The sequence below is a fragment of the Nostoc sp. DedQUE05 genome (assembly GCF_034530955.1).
In the GTDB taxonomy this organism is placed as follows: domain Bacteria; phylum Cyanobacteriota; class Cyanobacteriia; order Cyanobacteriales; family Nostocaceae; genus Nostoc.
Map to the genome: position 1 here is coordinate 50421 of NZ_JAVRCB010000007.1, position 16916 is coordinate 67336.

14 protein-coding genes are annotated in these 16916 nt (G+C 40.8%); 4 read left to right on the forward strand and 10 right to left on the reverse strand.

Annotated features, from left to right (window positions below; all coding sequences use genetic code 11):
• The first annotated feature begins 494 nt into the window (after positions 1-494).
• Positions 495-1331, forward strand: a complete 837-nt coding sequence (locus RMZ42_RS06980) for a DALR anticodon-binding domain-containing protein (protein WP_322670722.1) — start codon at positions 495-497, stop codon at positions 1329-1331.
• Between the two features lie 185 nt (positions 1332-1516).
• Here RMZ42_RS06980 and RMZ42_RS06985 read toward each other — a convergent pair whose 3' ends face one another.
• The 5 genes from RMZ42_RS06985 to RMZ42_RS07005 all read right to left on the reverse strand — a co-directional run bounded on the left by RMZ42_RS06985 (position 1517) and on the right by RMZ42_RS07005 (position 6388).
• A complete protein-coding gene (locus RMZ42_RS06985; RefSeq protein ID WP_322670723.1) occupies positions 1517-2368 on the reverse strand; it encodes a Cof-type HAD-IIB family hydrolase in 852 nt (283 codons plus the stop codon).
• 273 nt (positions 2369-2641) lie between these two features.
• Positions 2642-3346 (reverse strand): choice-of-anchor E domain-containing protein, encoded by a 705-nt coding sequence (locus RMZ42_RS06990; protein WP_322670724.1) that lies wholly within the window; start codon positions 3344-3346, stop codon positions 2642-2644.
• Between the two features lie 582 nt (positions 3347-3928).
• Positions 3929-5305, reverse strand: coding sequence for a dihydrolipoyl dehydrogenase family protein (locus RMZ42_RS06995; protein WP_322670725.1), 1377 nt, complete (start codon positions 5303-5305; stop codon positions 3929-3931).
• Between the two features lie 48 nt (positions 5306-5353).
• Complete coding sequence (locus RMZ42_RS07000; protein WP_322670726.1) at positions 5354-5524, reverse strand: SDR family NAD(P)-dependent oxidoreductase; 171 nt, start codon at positions 5522-5524, stop codon at positions 5354-5356.
• Between the two features lie 39 nt (positions 5525-5563).
• A complete protein-coding gene (locus tag RMZ42_RS07005) occupies positions 5564-6388 on the reverse strand; it encodes an alpha/beta hydrolase (protein ID WP_322670727.1) in 825 nt (274 codons plus the stop codon).
• Between the two features lie 328 nt (positions 6389-6716).
• Between RMZ42_RS07005 and polA the strand changes: the two genes are divergently transcribed.
• Together polA and RMZ42_RS07015 are read left to right on the forward strand one after the other, a co-directional pair.
• Positions 6717-9662 (forward strand): DNA polymerase I, encoded by a 2946-nt coding sequence (gene polA / locus RMZ42_RS07010; protein ID WP_322670728.1) that lies wholly within the window; start codon positions 6717-6719, stop codon positions 9660-9662.
• A gap of 163 nt (positions 9663-9825) precedes the next feature.
• Complete coding sequence (locus RMZ42_RS07015) at positions 9826-10758, forward strand: ABC transporter substrate-binding protein (RefSeq protein WP_322670729.1); 933 nt, start codon at positions 9826-9828, stop codon at positions 10756-10758.
• Between the two features lie 329 nt (positions 10759-11087).
• On the opposite strand, the gene RMZ42_RS07020 is transcribed toward RMZ42_RS07015, so the two are convergent.
• The 5 genes from RMZ42_RS07020 to RMZ42_RS07040 all read right to left on the reverse strand — a co-directional run bounded on the left by RMZ42_RS07020 (position 11088) and on the right by RMZ42_RS07040 (position 15780).
• Complete coding sequence (locus tag RMZ42_RS07020; protein ID WP_322670730.1) at positions 11088-11525, reverse strand: hypothetical protein; 438 nt, start codon at positions 11523-11525, stop codon at positions 11088-11090.
• Positions 11526-11786: 261 nt separating this feature from the next.
• Positions 11787-12755 carry an FTR1 family protein gene (locus RMZ42_RS07025; RefSeq protein ID WP_322670731.1) on the reverse strand — a complete coding sequence of 323 codons (969 nt, stop codon included), beginning with the start codon at positions 12753-12755 and terminating at the stop codon, positions 11787-11789.
• Between the two features lie 172 nt (positions 12756-12927).
• Positions 12928-13365 carry a ferritin-like domain-containing protein gene (locus tag RMZ42_RS07030; protein WP_322670732.1) on the reverse strand — a complete coding sequence of 146 codons (438 nt, stop codon included), beginning with the start codon at positions 13363-13365 and terminating at the stop codon, positions 12928-12930.
• 179 nt (positions 13366-13544) lie between these two features.
• Entirely contained in the window at positions 13545-14582 is a 1038-nt protein-coding gene (locus tag RMZ42_RS07035; protein WP_322670733.1) for a helix-hairpin-helix domain-containing protein, read from the reverse strand.
• A gap of 172 nt (positions 14583-14754) precedes the next feature.
• A complete protein-coding gene (locus RMZ42_RS07040; protein ID WP_322670734.1) occupies positions 14755-15780 on the reverse strand; it encodes a multicopper oxidase domain-containing protein in 1026 nt (341 codons plus the stop codon).
• Positions 15781-16482: 702 nt separating this feature from the next.
• Here RMZ42_RS07040 and RMZ42_RS07045 point away from each other — a divergent pair.
• Positions 16483-16674 (forward strand): CbtB domain-containing protein, encoded by a 192-nt coding sequence (locus tag RMZ42_RS07045; RefSeq protein WP_322670735.1) that lies wholly within the window; start codon positions 16483-16485, stop codon positions 16672-16674.
• Positions 16675-16916 lie beyond the last annotated feature (242 nt).

Below are 16916 nucleotides of genomic sequence, written 5' to 3' on the forward strand. Positions count from 1 at the left end.
AGACGTAAATAAAAGGGTGCAAGGAGTGTCTTTGTGTTGACGAGGCAGGCTTAACGCCTAACAGCGCCAGCCAATCCAAAGAATAGAAAGCAAATTACTCTCTACTATTTGTTATACTTCCTACTGTACAATGGTGGTAGTAAAGTTTACTTACTATTCATCGATTATTCATCAAATTTTATCCTCTTCTCATTTTTCTTCATCTAAATTAAATTTATACCGCAAGACAGATGACAGAAATGTAGCAAATATATCTTACATGACTATTTAAATATTATTACGTGCATTATAAATTACCAGTTAGCAAATATACGTCAATCAAACAGCTATTATATAGTTATCTAATAAAATCGATAAGCATTGATACTTATAAAACAGAAAGTGAATGCATAAAAGACGAAAAAATTCCTCTATATAAAGATAGAGATGACAATAGAGTTTTCTATACCTCAAGTGTGTCTCTGCGACTATCAAAATCTCAGAATCGAAAAGCGATGGAGCTTGCCAGTGCGATCGCTTCAGATTTATCAGGGATTTGTGAGGACGTTTTTAGCATCCAAATAGTTCCCCCAGGTCGGATAAATTTTGAATTAACTCACTCAGCCTTAGCGACTTGGTTACAAAGTCTCGTAGTTGGGAGTTGTTGGGGAGCAGGGGAGCAGGGAGAAATCAATTCAAAATTCAAAATTCAAAATTCAAAATTGTACCCTTACAGGGAAGCAAGCTACGCGCAGCGTCTCATAGAGAAGAAAAACATTGACAGAGATGAAGGAACAAGGATAATAACTCATGCCCAATGCCCAATGCCCAATGACGCCACTTGCTCCACTTGGGGAGACCCCAAGACCGCAGTGGCTCCCCAATGCCCAGTGCCCAATTCATTGTTTGCTATTGAATATGCTCATGCACGCTGCTGTTCGCTAGTGCTGCTGGCTCATCGAGAGGGGTTGATTAAACTTAGAGAACCGATTCCAAATACTAGTCCAGCTTTTTGGGATGTTATTTTTCCTAACCCTCTACCTTGGCTTAATTGCGACGGAACACTACAACTCAATCACCCAGATGAGCGCCGTTTAATTGGCGAATTAATACAAGTGGTAGACAACATAGAGTGCCCTGATGTTAGCGATTCTGTGAAATGGGAAAAACTAGCGCTGAATTTGAGCCAAGCTTTTGAAAAGTTTTGGTCTAATTGCCGGATTTGGGGTGAGGTGAAAATTACTTCACCAGAGCTAGCCCAAGCTAGACTCGGATTGCTCATGGCTACTCAGTCAGTATTAAAATTTGTTCTAGAGGAAAATCTGGGGGTTTTTGCGCCTTTGGAGCTATAAATCGGTAATGTCGCTTAGGTAAAAATAAAAACTTTTTATATAGCTATTGACTCAATGCACCACCTCGGATACATTAGCTCTTGTGTGAGGAGCGAACCAGCAGGGGCACCGAGACGAAACACGGCCAGTCGTCGGTGTCCTTTCTGATTTGTATGGGTTAGATTTGAAAAAATGCTTTCATTTCACTACAGCAAAAACTTTTCAATTGCTACTGCTGCCCCATGTTCCTCTACGCTAGGAGCTACCCAATTAGCGATCGCTTGCACTCCTGCTGGTGCGTTGCCCATAGCTACACCAAGTCCGGCATACTCCAGCATTTCCACATCATTGAAGTTATCACCAATCGCCATAACGTTGGCTAATTGTAATCCCAGCAATTCTTCGGCTAGGTAACGTACAGCAGTTCCCTTATTTACAGAAGCGTTAGTTGCTTCAAAAAAGGTAGCAACAGAGGTTGTCATATAAAGTTCAGCGGGTGTGTATTGGCGGCGCAAATTTCCTAATAACTTATCGATTACGTCAGTGTCATCAGATAAAGCAAGAATTTTTGTCGGTTCATTCGTTAAGGCTTGACGCAAATCACCCACAGGAATCGCAGTAATACCAGAACGTTCTGCATAAATTTTGGTTTCTCTGGTTAACTCACGGACGTATAGTTGATCGTTGATGTAAAAGTGAACAGATAGAAGCGATCGCAACTCAGGCTTTTCAAAATAGTCGAGTAACTGGTGGGCGATTTCTCTGGAAACAACCCAATGGCGATGAATTTTTTGAGCGATCGGGTCTTGAATCCAGGCTCCTTGATAGGCCATTAATGGTAGGGTAGAGCCGATATCTTGGTGGAAGCGCAAGGCTGAACGATACATTCGACCTGTGGCGATCGCTACTTGAATTCCTAGTGCTTGCGCTGCAAAGATTGCTTGCTTTACAGGTTCGCTGATAGTGTTAGAGTGTCCAGCGATCGTGCCATCTATATCCAAAACTAGTAGTTTAATGTCTTTTGCAGCAGCCTGACGATCGGTAGATGCTTTCTGCATAATTTTCTAAATTTTAAGTTCCAGTAAGAGGTTAACAGGCTCTGGCGACCAGTGGGGAGTCAGATAAAAAATTAGGTTCTCTAATCAACCACTTCATATGAATAATTATTTATGGCGATCGCCAAGGATAGAATTTTTTAAATCTTATGAAAAATTCAGCCTAATAGGCACAATAAAAAACCCGATTCTCGAAAAAATCGGGTTTTTTAATTTAAATTAGAGAGTTTGCTTGATAGATAGGATAGAAAAAATCTACCTATTCAAGAAAGTCTATTAATTAAACATCTTGATCCAGCTTTTTTTGCGTTGTGACAACAAACAAAGCCCAGCAATTAAACCAATTCCCAGTGTGGCAGAAGACTCAGGTACTGATTTCACCTCATCGTAGTCATAAGTTACATTGATACCTGCTTTGGCATAAGTATCAATATAGGATCTCATGTTGCCCGAACCCGTAACTACTGAGTTAGCTAAAGCTGAGAACAAAAAGTCTATGTCGCCATTACCAGTGAAAGACTGCAAGAATTGGGTATTGGTGAAAGACTGAGTAGCAGATTGTGTGGCAGTTAAATTAGAAATAGTCTTTCCAGAGGTGCCACTATAATCAGTGATGCCGTCATATTTAGCAGCTTGATAACTCGATATATCTTGTGGATTGAGTGCAAACAGAGACTGATTATTTAATTTTAAGTTGAGTTGACTAGCAAGATTTACTGTCACCTGAGTCGGGGTTGGACTCCTGTTTTCAAAACCTGCATTTCCAAGTATGTCGCCAGTAAAACTTATCGTTACACCCTTGAGTGTGCCCAAAGATGAGTCAAATTTTTGGACGCTCAGAGGTGCATCAATGATGTTTGTGAAATCGTAATTAGTGGAACTACTGTAGGAAAGAGAAGCTGCATTAGCTGCTCCAGATGTTGCAACAATTCCTGCCAAAGTTGTGGCAGCAGCTAGAGTGTTGAATAGTTTTGTTGTCATGGATAAAAGATGCCTTTCTGAAACGAATCATCACGGGATTACTAACCTATTTCTAACTCTGAAACTTTGCTTGTAGTCTTGATAAATACACGTAACTTTATGTAAAGTTATTATGTTTAAATTCCTTCAACAAATGGACTTTTTCAACGGTATATATAAAGTTTTGTTAAGGTAAAGTAGTTTTGATAGTGGTAATCTGATGTCGAAATATTAAGCTAGTTTTTGTTGGTTCCTGAGATGTAAGCTAGGTCAACCTAATTAAACATAAAAGGCTCAGGAGATAGATCCTCGAATTCTGGTAATAAGTTAGGGATCTAGTTACTATCTGTTTACTATGCTTATACTCACGTACTTAATTGGGCTGGTATACCTGCCAAAAGTTGGTTCTACTTGGCTTCCGTACTAAAGGTGCAAATATGTAGACGTTAAGCTGTATAAAAAGCACAAAAAAGCTCATTAGTACCAGGGGTAAATGAGCAATGGAAACAGAGAACAGTTTTGTAGCCGAGTCAGGAAGATGTCTTCCTGGCTAAGGCATCTACTTATTAATGCCAATTGATGTTGTGCATCAATAAAACCTCTTCACATATTCGGACACCCTGGCATATTATCTCCAAGCAGCAACCGTGCCAGACTGGGTAAAGCTTCACCATAGGTGGGATGGATGTGAACCGATCGCTCTAACAATTGCCAGGTGGCTCCTGCTTCTATCAGGGATAAAAAAACATGCACCAGTTCAGCAGTTTCGTAGCCCACCAGGGTTGCTCCCAGAATTTTGTCTGTGTCGCTGTCGATCGCCATGCGATAAAATCCGAGGTCATGCCCCCACTCGATCGCACGCGCAATTTGGTTCATAGGTAACGTGACAGCACGCGCGTTGATACCTTGTTTCTGAGCCTGTTCTAAGGTCATACCCACTCGCCCCACCTGGGGTTCTGTGTAGACCGCATAGCCAAGAACGCGATCGCTCCGTGTCCGGTTTTCTCCACACAAAATTGCTTTTAAGCGGCGATAGTCCTCCCACGACACATGCGTAAAGGCAGGCTGTTTGGCAGCATCCCCGATGGCATAGACTCCAGAACAGGTGGTATGGAACTGGTCGTCAATTTTAATAAATCCTCGATCGTCTAGCTCAATTTTGCTGGCGGCTGTATTTAATGCACTTGTATTCGGTTTCCGTCCAATCGCAACCAGCAACGCTTCTCCTTGGAGTTGTTCGCCACTGCTCAGAGTCAGCCTAAACAGATTATTTTCATGGGCAACGTGATTTACATTAACTCCAAAATGAAGCTTAATCCCATCCTGCTTTAATGCTTCTGCTAAGACCTCGCTGACATCAGACTCTTCCTGTCCGAGGACGCGATCGCCCCGGACAATTAAGTGGGTCTGACTGCCTAAACGCGCTAGTCCTTGTCCCAATTCCAAGCCAATATAGCCGCCTCCGATCGCCAATAAACGGGGTGGTAAGGTGTTCAAGTCAAAGAAGTTGCGATTGGTCAGGTAAGGAGTTCCTGCAAGTCCGGGAATGTCAGGAATTAGCGATGACGTACCCGTGTTGATGATTACCAGAGGAGCCTGAAGGGTAACATCCCCACCTTTGACCGTCCGTTCACCCACAAAAGCAGCTTCGGCACAAATGACTTTCACACCCGCACTCTCCAATCGCTGGCGAATCCCTTGATTAAAGCTGCTGCGGATTCCCCGAACTCGCTCCATGACAGCGGGAAAATCCACCTCTACTTTTGTGTGGATGCCTAACTTCTTAGCCTGACGCGATCGCCCTGCTGCATGAGCCGCTGCTAAGAACGCTTTGGACGGAGTGCAGCCATAGTTGATGCAACTGCCACCTAAAGCATCCCGCTCAAACAAGACAACCTTACGTCCCTCATTGGCAAAATCAGCCGCCAGTGGAATGCCTCCTTGACCACTGCCGATGACAATGACATCTGCTGTTTCCATCAATGCAAAACTCCTTGGAGATAGTTTGCTTTCATCAGACTCTCACACTCAATTGGCAACATTTGCCTGAACTGCGATCGCCTTGCCGCCCTTGCTGGCAATCTCGTCAACTACGCGATTGGCTCCTTCAAGGCTTTCTACGTAGTTGACAACAACGCTTACACCTTCAGCTACCAGATGTTTAGCGATCGCGGCCCCGATGCCTTTAGATGCACCCATTGAGATTTTTAACAGTGATGTCTCACATCCTTGCCCACATCAGGATTTGATAAATTCCAGCAGGTCGGCGTTGATCTGTTCCTTGCTCGTATCGCCCAGAGCGTGCGCTCCCCCAGGATATATCTTCAAAGTCGAATTCTTGACGAGCTTTGCAGACAGGAGGGCAGAAGCACCAATCGGCACGATCTGATCGTCATCACCATGAATAATCAACGTCGGCACATCAAACTTCTTCAAATCCTCGGTGAAATCTGTTTCCGAAAACGCCTTAATGCAGTCATAGGTGTTTTTATGTCCAGCCATCATCCCCTGCATCCACCACGAATAGATTAGCCCTTGGGAGACTTTGGCACCAGGTCGATTGAAGCCAAAGAATGGCCCACTGGGTACATCTAGGAAGAATTGCGATCGGTCAGCCAACAACGCCGCCCGAAATCCATCAAAGACCTCAATGGGTAGCCCACCCGGATTCGCTTCCGTCTTGAGCATGAGTGGCGGCACCGCGCCCATCAGCACTGCCTTGGAAACGCGCTTGGTGCCGTGCCGTCCAATGAAACGCGCTACTTCACCGCCGCCGGTAGAGTGTCCGATCGTCACCGCATCCTTAATATCCAGCGCCTCGAAAAGCTCCGCCAGATCGTCAGCGTAGGTATCCATGTCATTACCATGCCACGGTTGGCTCGACCGACCATGACCGCGACGATCGTGGGCGATGCAGCGGTAGCCGTGTGAGGCGAGAAAAAACATCTGCGATTCCCAAGCATCCGCGCTCAGTGGCCAGCCGTGGCTGAAGACAATAGGCTGTCCTGTGCCCCAGTCCTTGTAATAGATTTGCGTACCATCCTTAGTGGTGATTGTACTCATGTGGCTCCTATGTAAATTGTGAGCGTTTCCCAATCTGTATCTGGTTCGGATTGTAAAGATAATGGCATTCGCGATCGCCAACTTATCGATAAATTGCTACTCGATCGATTGATACATAACTGATTTCAGCACTCTTATTTTGACGATCTGATTGCTTGCGAAGATGGCTTATCTACCTATAAATCAGTTGTCTGACTCAAGTTCTTTAATTTAAGATACCAGTTAACTGCGGGCTTACCTGCTTCTTGACATCAAGGAATAACAATAAAGATAGCCAAAGCTTTGAAATTGCTAACTATGTGACAAAGCTTCTGGCTAAAATAGGGCTATGTCTGAAACTTTTACTTCTGCAACCGCAACACGCCCCACGTTCATCCTCGTAGATGGACACTCCTTGGCTTATCGTTCATACTTTGCTTTCGCCAAAGGGCGAGATGGAGGACTGCGTACCAAAACGGGGATTCCTACCAGTATATGTTTTGGTTTTGTGAAGTGCCTGTTGGAGGTAATGGCAACACAACAGCCTCAAGCAATGGCGATCGCTTTTGATTTGGCTGAGGCAACTTTTCGCCACGAAGCGGACGATACTTATAAAGCCGATCGCCCCTCAACCCCAGAAGATTTCATTCCCGATTTAGAAAACCTGCATGAGTTGCTGAATGGCTTCAATCTACCCTTTTTCACTGCCCCTGGTTTTGAGGCTGATGATGTTTTGGGAACCTTAGCACAGCGAGTAACTGCGGCTGGGTATAAAGTGAAGATTCTGACTGGCGATCGCGATTTATTTCAACTAATCGACTCTGACAAAGAAATCACTGTTCTAAATTTTAGTCCAGATGCCCTAAAGCGCTCTACAAATAGCATCACGGAATTTAAAGCAGAACAAGTCAAAGAGAAGATGGGCGTTTTACCTTCACAAATTGTTGATTTTAAAGCTCTTTGTGGTGATAAATCAGATAATATTCCTGGTGTCAAGGGAATTGGCGAAAAAACAGCAGTGCAACTGCTGAATACCTATGGTTCACTTGAGAATGTTTATGCTGCGTTAGATGAAATTAAAGGCGCAACTCAGAAAAAACTGGCAGCAGGTAAAGAAGATGCCGAGAAGTCTCGCTATTTAGCAACCATAGTTTTAGATGTTCCTATAGAATTTGATTTAGAAGATTGCAAATTAAAAGGGTTTGATACAAGCGTCTTATCACCAATTTTAGAAAAGTTAGAATTTAAGTCTTTTTTAGGCAGGATAAATGACCTTCAGCAACGTTTTGGTGGACAAGTTGAAGAAAAGCAAGAAGCCAAAATAGACGCAAGTAATTCTAACTCTACTAACTTAGAATTCAACGCTGATGAAGATAATGATTTGTGGTTTTTCAGTGCTAGTGATACAGCCGCAGTTCCACAACAATCTACCTCTCCAATTACACCACGCATCATTAACACCGAAGCTAAATTAACTGAGTTAGTGAAAATTTTGCAAAAATTCACTAATCCAGAAACACCCGTTGCTTGGGATACTGAAACTACCGATTTAGAACCAAGAGATGCTGAATTAGTAGGAATTGGTTGCTGTTGGGGAATACAAGCAGATGAAGTAGCCTATATTCCTTTGGGGCACAAAACTGGGGAAAATTTAAATAAAGATTTGGTATTAGAAGCATTACGCCCAATTCTCGAAAGTACCGATTATCCCAAAGCTTTACAAAATGCTAAATTTGACCGCTTAGTTCTCAAGTGTCAAGGAATTAACTTGGCGGGAGTAGTGTTTGATCCCATGCTAGCGAGTTATATTCTAAATCCAGATTCAAGTCATAATTTGATGGATTTATCGCAGCGATATTTGGGATTGATAGCTAAAAGTTACTTAGATTTAGTTCCTAAAGGCAAAAATATCGCTGATATAGATATTCCCGCCGTCGCAGATTACTGTGGGATGGATGCTTATTCTACCTTTGGTTTAGTGTCGAAACTGCGCGAGGATCTGGATAAAATTCCAGCTTTATCTAAGCTATTTTTGGAGGTGGAACAGCCACTAGAAGCTGTTTTAGCCCAAATGGAATATACAGGCGTTCGCATTAATTCAGCTTATTTACAAGAACTTTCGCAGCATTTAGAAACTGAGTTAGCCAGATTAAAAGAGGAAGCAACTGAAATAGCTGGAGAAAATTTTAACTTGGGTTCTCCTAAGCAATTGAGCCAAATTATATTTGAAAAATTGGGGTTAAGCACCAGACATTCTCGTAAAATTCAAACGGGCTACTCTACAGATGCAGCAACACTAGAAAGACTTCAAGAAGATGATAACACTGGATTTGTTAAAGCGATCGTTGAGTATCGCACCCTATCTAAATTAAAGTCTACTTATGTTGATGCATTACCTGCATTAGTGCGTCCAGATACCCAGCGAGTGCATACTGATTTTAACCAAGCAGCAACATCAACTGGTAGGTTATCTTCTTCTAATCCGAATTTACAAAATATCCCCATTCGTACAGCTTTTAGTCGCCAAATTCGGAAGGCATTTTTGCCTGAATCTGGCTGGTTAATGGTGGCTGCTGATTACTCACAAATTGAATTGCGGATTTTGGCTCATTTAAGTCAAGAGCCGATATTAGTGCAAGCATATCAGCAAAATGAAGATGTTCACACTGTGACGGCGCGGTTAGTGTTTGAAAAAGAAAATATAACCTCAGAAGAACGAGGGATGGCAAAAACTATCAATTTTGGCGTGATTTATGGAATGGGTTCTCTCAGGTTTTCGCGCTCAACTGGGATAGATAAGACCATTGCCAACGAGTTCATTAAGCGGTTTAATGAACGATATCCGAAAGTATTTGCATATTTGGAGCGAGTGAAAAAAGAAGCGATCGCTCTTGGTTATGTAGAAACTATTTTCGGTCGCCGTCGCTATTTTGACTTTACTAATAACAGTTTACGCAAATTAAAAGGCAGCAACCCAGAAGATATCGAGCTGAGTAAATTAAAGAATTTGGGTGCTTTTGATGCAGGTTTATTACGCTCTGCGGCTAATGCACCAATTCAAGGTTCTAACGCTGATATTATCAAAATCGCAATGGTGAGATTGCATGAGGTTTTGAAGAACTATCAGGCGCGTTTGTTGTTGCAAGTTCACGATGAATTAGTGTTTGAAATTCCCCCTAATGAGTGGGAAGAATTACAACTACAAATTAAGTCAGTGATGGAAAATGCAGTGCAGTTGAGTGTTCCTTTGCTTGTGGAGGCGCGTGTTGGTGAAAATTGGATGGAGACGAAGTAAGTTCAACTGGGGATTGAAAAAATTACATTAATAAATAGATGGCGAGATGACGGTCAACCCTCAAAAACGACTCTATCTTCAGCGTGGTTTTCATGCTTTATACCTTATTCAGCAGGCGATATAGCTATGTTGTCACCCGTTAAGTCATATAAGGAATTTTAATATGCATCGTCGTTGGCAGCTATCTGCTTTTGCAATTTTGTTGAGTATAGTTTTAGTTGCTTGCACCACTGTAACTACTCAGCAACCAGAAACCAAAGTGGAAAATACCACTGAGGCGACTAACACAAACTCTCAGCAATTACTAAAAGGTTCAGCAAAAAGAGTTGTTGCTCTTTCTTCACTTTCTGCTGACATTCTCTCCCGACTCGATCAAACAAAAGTTGTCGGAATTACTGGGAGTAAACTATTTAAGAATGACTCAAAATTTAAAGATGTTCCGCGTGTTAGTGAAGGTCAAAGTCCACCAAATTTAGAGAAAGTAGTAGCACTCAAACCAGATTTAGTTATTGGTGCTGAAGGTTTTTCTAACATTCCAATTCAAAAAATTCAGCAGCTTGGTATTCAAACTTTGCTCACTAAGGTGAATAGCTGGGAATCTCTAGAAGGACTTACTAAAAAGCTCGCTGAGTTAATTAATGCCGATCCTCAGCCTTTGTTAAATCGTTATAAAACTTTCTTACCAGATAAGCCAACTCAGAGTCCGTCTACTTTAGCGCTGGTTAGTCGTCAACCAATTTTAGCGCCGAATAAAAACAGTTGGGCAGGAGATTTGCTGGCAAAATTCCAGGCGAAAAATATCGCAGCAGATTTACAAGGTAAAAGTCTAATTGGTGGCTATGTGACACTTTCGGCTGAGAAAGTTTTAGAAGCAAATCCAGAGGTGATAATTTTAGTTAATCCTCCACAAGGAAATTCGGAAGCGACGCTTTTAGATTCGTTGAAAAAGGAAGCTTTTTGGCAGCAACTACAAGCAACTAAAAATAACCGAGTCTATGTGTTTGATTATTTTGGTCTAGTGAATCCGGGTAGTATAGATGCAATAGAAAAGGCTTGTCAGCAGCTTAAGCAAGCGTTGTTTGCACCACAGAGTTAACTCAATAATGGCAAAACATCGCAGTCAATAAAGAATACATTTAAAGGAGTGTCAAGTTAATACTAGAGAACCTAGTTTTCAAAACCGTCTTACAAATACGTGTACCCGATAGTAAAATAAGATGAATTTGACAATTACTATGATTAATTCAACATTCAAATTACTTTGAAACTGCTACAAAGCATCTTTATTGTTATTTTGGAACTAAAAAATTATTAATAAATTCGTGTTTTCAAGCATTCTTTGCACTCAATATTATTACTCAACAAGACTTTGTATTACAAAACAGTTAAATCAGGGCACTTCAGCTTTTGCATCTGTCAAACTAACTATTTACAGTGTTGTTGAAGAAGAGATATAGCTAATTCAAAACTGTTAGGTTGAGTTTGCACTGCATAGGCTTCTTTTTCTAAATCTTGTCGTTTGACATCGGTATAGCGTCTAAAAAATGGTCGAGCATAATTGCTTGGTTGAATGTCTAAACCTAAAGTTTTTATTTTTCCTTTTCCGGCACATACCTGGGCTGCATGAACAGTTTCATGGATTAGTGTTTGAATACCAATATGTAACTCAAACACTACAGGATTAATCCAGATTTTTTTGTCAGCTTCTCTTAGTAAACCATAAGCTCCTCGCTTTGGTGGTAGTGCAATGATTACCTGAAACCCTTTCTTTTCTAGTTGATTTTTTAAATCTAAAAATTTTGTTTCTTGATTGGGTATTTGAGAAAGTAACAGTAAGAAATTTAATATAAAAATTTTGCTCATTTACTTTTTTGATATACCAATTCAATTAATGATTGCAACACATCCTTGGCTAAAGACGCGATTCATCGCGTCTCTACAAATAGTTGATTTGTTGCATTATTTTTTCAAATCGGTATTACTTGAAAACATTTGTATTCAATTACAGTGACTTTAACTAAGGCAGCTATTTCTGAATCGACATTAGCGTAGCGATCGCAAAGCCGATTCCCAGTCTATGACTGGGAATAAGGAAGACTGCAAACGAGGTAACTAACTGTGCTTTTAATCTTTTGCAGAACTAATTGGTTTTTGACCAAAAGGGACACTCTTTTTACCTTCAGGAGAAGCACCCCCAAGGCTGCGGAAATACAGTCCTCCAATGGTGAGTAAAAATACCACATATCCCACTGCTTGCACAAGATAGAGATTATCTCTATAGCCAAATAAAGATTTGAGAATAATCCCAGGAAACTGTTCGTCAGGCAAGATTGTGGAAGTATTGGAAACCATAGGCCCCAAAATACAGGAGTGGACTTTTGTAAAACGTTCGTAATAGAAACAAAGGCTTTCTGTGGCACGACTGCTAAGGGCAAGATTAGCCACAGCTTCGTCAAAATGTTTCAACGCTGAAACTACTAACCCAGCGACAATCAACACTAATAAAATGCCCATTATCTGGAAAAACTGGCGGATGTTAATTTTGACACCCCATTTAAATAGCAGCACCCCAATGGCAGATGCGGCTACCAAACCAGCAATAGCGCCCAAGGCTGGCATTAATCCCTGTTGAAAATTAGCTGCAACGAAGAGAACAGTTTCAAAGCCTTCGCGGACAACGGCAATTAAAATTAAAGTAAAAACACCCCAGCCAGCATTTGAGTTTTGTGTTAGCGCTTCTGTTACTGCTCCCTCAACTGTAGCTTTCATGAATCTGGCTTGTTTAGTCATCCAGATTAGCATCCAACTGAGCATTGCGATCGCCAATACACTAAAGACACCTTCTAGCGCTGGTTCAACAACGGTGGTGTATTGAGGATTCGCGGCTCCCAGTACTTGAATTATCCAACTGAATAACACGCCTATTAAGGCACTGACGACAATGCCAACGCCGACACCAGCATATACCCATGAATTGAGTCGGGATTGTTTAGCTTTTTTTAGCAAAGCTAGCACAATACCAACAACAAGGGCAGCTTCCACTCCTTCTCGAAGTGTTATTACAAAAGTAGGTAGAGCAGTACTAAAATTCATCTTTTGTCCTTTGTCTTTTGTCTTTTGTCATTAGTCCTTTGTCCTTTGTCATTAGTCCTTTGTCCTTTGAATTTCTTTTTGACTAATGACCAATACTTCGACTCACTTCGACTACGCTCAGGGCAAGTCGCTCAGTACAAGTGACTAATGACTAAGGACTAATGACTAATGACTATGAACCAAAATCGCGTAGCATCTTTTTCAGTTCGAGATTATGCATCTCTTCTTGTCCAATCATACCGCGAGCGAATTCTTCAAGGTAAATGCTGGCATTGGTGACAGTTTCGAGCAATTTTTTATACAGATCCAATGCCTTTTTTTCATGGGATAAACTTTCTTCCAAGATATCCTTGACTTTATGCTGGTAGGTTTCTTCCATTGGGGCGATTTTCAGGGAGGGATGCCCATCTAAACCGGTAAGAATTTCTCCCACTTGTTCGGCATGAAGTAAAGATTCACTTGCTTGTGCTTTGAAAAAAGCCACAATTGGAATCCGGTTAGGGCCAGTTACCATCAAAGAATAATGTGTGTAGCGCACTACTCCTGCTAGTTCAAATTCCATGATGGCGTTCAGCAGGTCAATAGTCTTTTTCTGGTCAAGTTCTTGCATCAGTTGTTAGTTAAAGTAACGAAGGGAGTGTAATTAGTTAGGAGTTAGAAGTGAGGAGTTGGAAGTTAGGAGTTAGTAATTTGGGATTCATAACTCATAATTCATAATTCATAACTCTTAACTCCTAACTCCTAACTATTTTAAACTCCTTAACCTATACTTCCCATTAAATTAAAGTGTTATCGCTGTGCTTGGGTATTGGATTTGTCAACCACTTTTTGAGAGTTTTCCTCAATGGTTTTCACCAGTTTGGTAACATCATTAGGAATTTTTACTGCTTTTGCTGGTGGGATGGCGGCGGGCCAAACTTTTATTAGTTCAGCAAAACTAGTGTCGATCGCTTTGTGTGCTTCGGGATCTGCTTGAGCTACTTGACTAGAAATTCCTTTGTATAATTCATTGGCGTAAAAGACAAAACCACGGGAGTCTTGATACTCAATTGGCGCAGTTACTTTACCATTTGCGATCGCCGCACCATATTCGGAGTTAGCCGAATCTAGTAGTTCGTTAATTACTTGGAGCGCAAATCCTGGTTTTGAGCGTTGATCTGCTGGCAAAGCTGCGATCGCTCCATCAACTGCTTGCATTGAAGAAGTAAAATTAGTTTTAACTTTGCTATCTTTCGGACTAGATTTGACTAAATCTTGCAAACTTACTAAAGTTGTCTTAAATTCTTTGACTTTGCGTTCATTAAGTTGATCTTCTACATCAACGTAAATCTCCTCAACTGGATGTCCAATATGAGGTTCTGCCTGTTTTGGCTGATTCTGATCGAGCAGTTCTTTGGCTACCAACAGATGTCCTTTCATTAAGCCTAATTTAGACATATAATCAACATCTTTTGCCTCACCTGTAAGTACGACTTCTTGAACGCCAACCTGGTCTTTAATTTGGTCGAACTGCTCTTGAGTAATTATTTTTTTAGTAACTAAATCTTCTGGTTTTCCATAAGGACGACCTGCCTGGATTTTGTTTGATAAAGCCGGGATACCTAGTTTGGCTTCAAACTTATCCAATTCTGACAATATAGCGCTGTTAATGTTAATTTTTTCTTTGCTACCGTGACCGCTATGACTGTTATTACTTACTGCCTCTGTAGCGGGAGTGCTAGCAACTGGCGCTGATGGATTTTCTGCGGTTGGCGTACTACTACAGGAACTCAAGGTAACTATTACCGCTGTTGCTGCTGCTAAACATATATAACGAAGTTTTATCATCTTTGCTCCTCGCACAACTAAAAGAGGTATTAATTGAAACATTTCAAACTATTACTAGAAAGTAGTTTGTTTGACAGATTGTCATAGATTTTACTGTTGCATATAATGAGATTTTTTATCAACTAGTTTGCTAAAATTTTAATAAATTAATTACAAATTACTAAGAATATTGTCAAGAATGTTTAACATTATTTTGAGAGTTACTATCAGCAAGTACTTCAAATTGACCCATGCAACCGTTTTCTGCGATCGCATCCTGATGGGGATGAAACATATACTTACCTGGATAACGAAAAGCAAATTCTAAGATGTGCCTTTCTGCGATACCCATCGTAATCACATCTGCTTTCTCACTAGCAGTCATAGTCATGCCGTAGCGATAGACATCAAAAAAGTTGGCGTGGAGATGAAACGTCACTGCCGGATCGTATTCAATGATGTTGAGGACATACAGCCGAATCAACTGATCTTTGTAAATGCGAATCGGGTTATGCATGTAATAGTGGGGCAGACCGTTGAAGGCGTAATAATCGTTATGGCTATCATCATTCACGTCATATCCACCCATCACTAGTACGATTTCATCAGCTGGGGGACGAGGAGTTGGTGGATCGATGATAAACATTCCGTACAGTCCCTTGGCAATGTGACGGGTCACTGGTTCAATATGGCAGTGGTATAAATGAACGCCATAAGGTTCAGCATCAAATTCGTAGATTGTGGCATTACCATTGCTGATTGGGCGAACACCATCCATTTCTGCTGGATGAACGCCATGAAAATGTAAAGAGTGAGAATGTCCCGCGTTGTTGAGAAATAGTACCCGGATGCGATCGCCCTGTTTTGCCCGTAGCGTTGGCCCTGGTATGCGACCGTTTAAATCCCAGATGTTGTAAGAGACAGCACTATTGAGTTTTATGATGGAAGAACCAGCAGTTAACTGAAATTCTCGGATAGTCCGCCCATTTTCTTGCTTCACTGTCCCATAATCAAAATCTCTCAACATCTTCATTGGGTTAGTAACATCGTCTGGTGCTGACCTATCGAATGGTGGCACTTTAACGATTGACTTACTTGGTAGATTTAGCATTTGCCAAAGTCCAGCTGCACCAGTTATTCCAGCACCTGCTAGGCCCAGCTGCAATAATTGACGGCGGCTCCAAGGTTTTCCGTTACTTAGAGCGAAGTTGTTGGGCATGACATTTCGTTACGGTTAGCGCCAAAAAAGAATTGCAAAAGATTTGCAATTGCTTTTAGATATTAGAGGAATTAATAATTATTGTCAATAATTTTTCAGTGCTTCTAAATTGCCAGTTAAGTTGTTAAATCTAGATCAAACTCTAAAAACTATCGCAATATTTTTGTGGTTTTAACTGTATTTATACGCTTAGTTATGTATAAATAACATTTACACAAACCTAGCTATTTCATACATATTCCTGATATGCTTATTGCTTCAGCAATACTTACAGTATAAACAATGAGTATAATAGCAGCTTGAATATAGACACAAGCAAGAAACTATTGCTAGTCTTTAGTGTATTGAATTGGTTTAGAGATAACATAAGTTACCTTTATTCAAGGATTTTTGAATGCTTGGCAATGTAAGAACTTTTAATTTTTAATTTTTATCTGTTACCTTCGTGTTAGCAACGCTGAAAATGCCGTCACTCAAAATCATGTGTCATTCTTTTGTTATTTGTATGGACTTTATGTGTAGATTTCTGCATCCCGATCTATCAATGTCAAAGGATAGTATAGTATTCACTAAAGTCGAATTACACAATACATTTGATACACACTTGTCAAATACAAAGTTGATGGTATATCTTTTTGCAATCAAGCGGCGTTATGCCTTTTGATTGATGAATTACCCAAATTTATTATTAGGAGGTCAAAAATGACTAGTTTTTCTCATATTTCACTATTGCAGAAGACCGCAGGTATTACCTTATCCAAACCTGTTCAGGTAACGCTTTATATGCTCTTATCTTCTTTAGTTATCTGGACTGTTTTATTCTCCACCTATCCTGCGGTTCATAACACAGCACACTCAGCGCGTCACCACACATTAGGCGTTGCATGTCACTAAATTATCATAATCACAAGATTTTTAGGTGCATGAAGCTTTGCTACATCACATAACAAAGTTACGACGCTAAAATAGTGCAAATTTCGCGCCAGTTGTTTGCTGGGAAATAACTTTTAGGTTTTGTAGAGATGCTTTGTTTATCATCTCTACATCACCTTAACTTGATTTCAGATGATGTCTGATTTCTGACTAATTCTTTGACTGGGATTTTTTTACCTAGTAATAATCTGGAGTAACTTTCA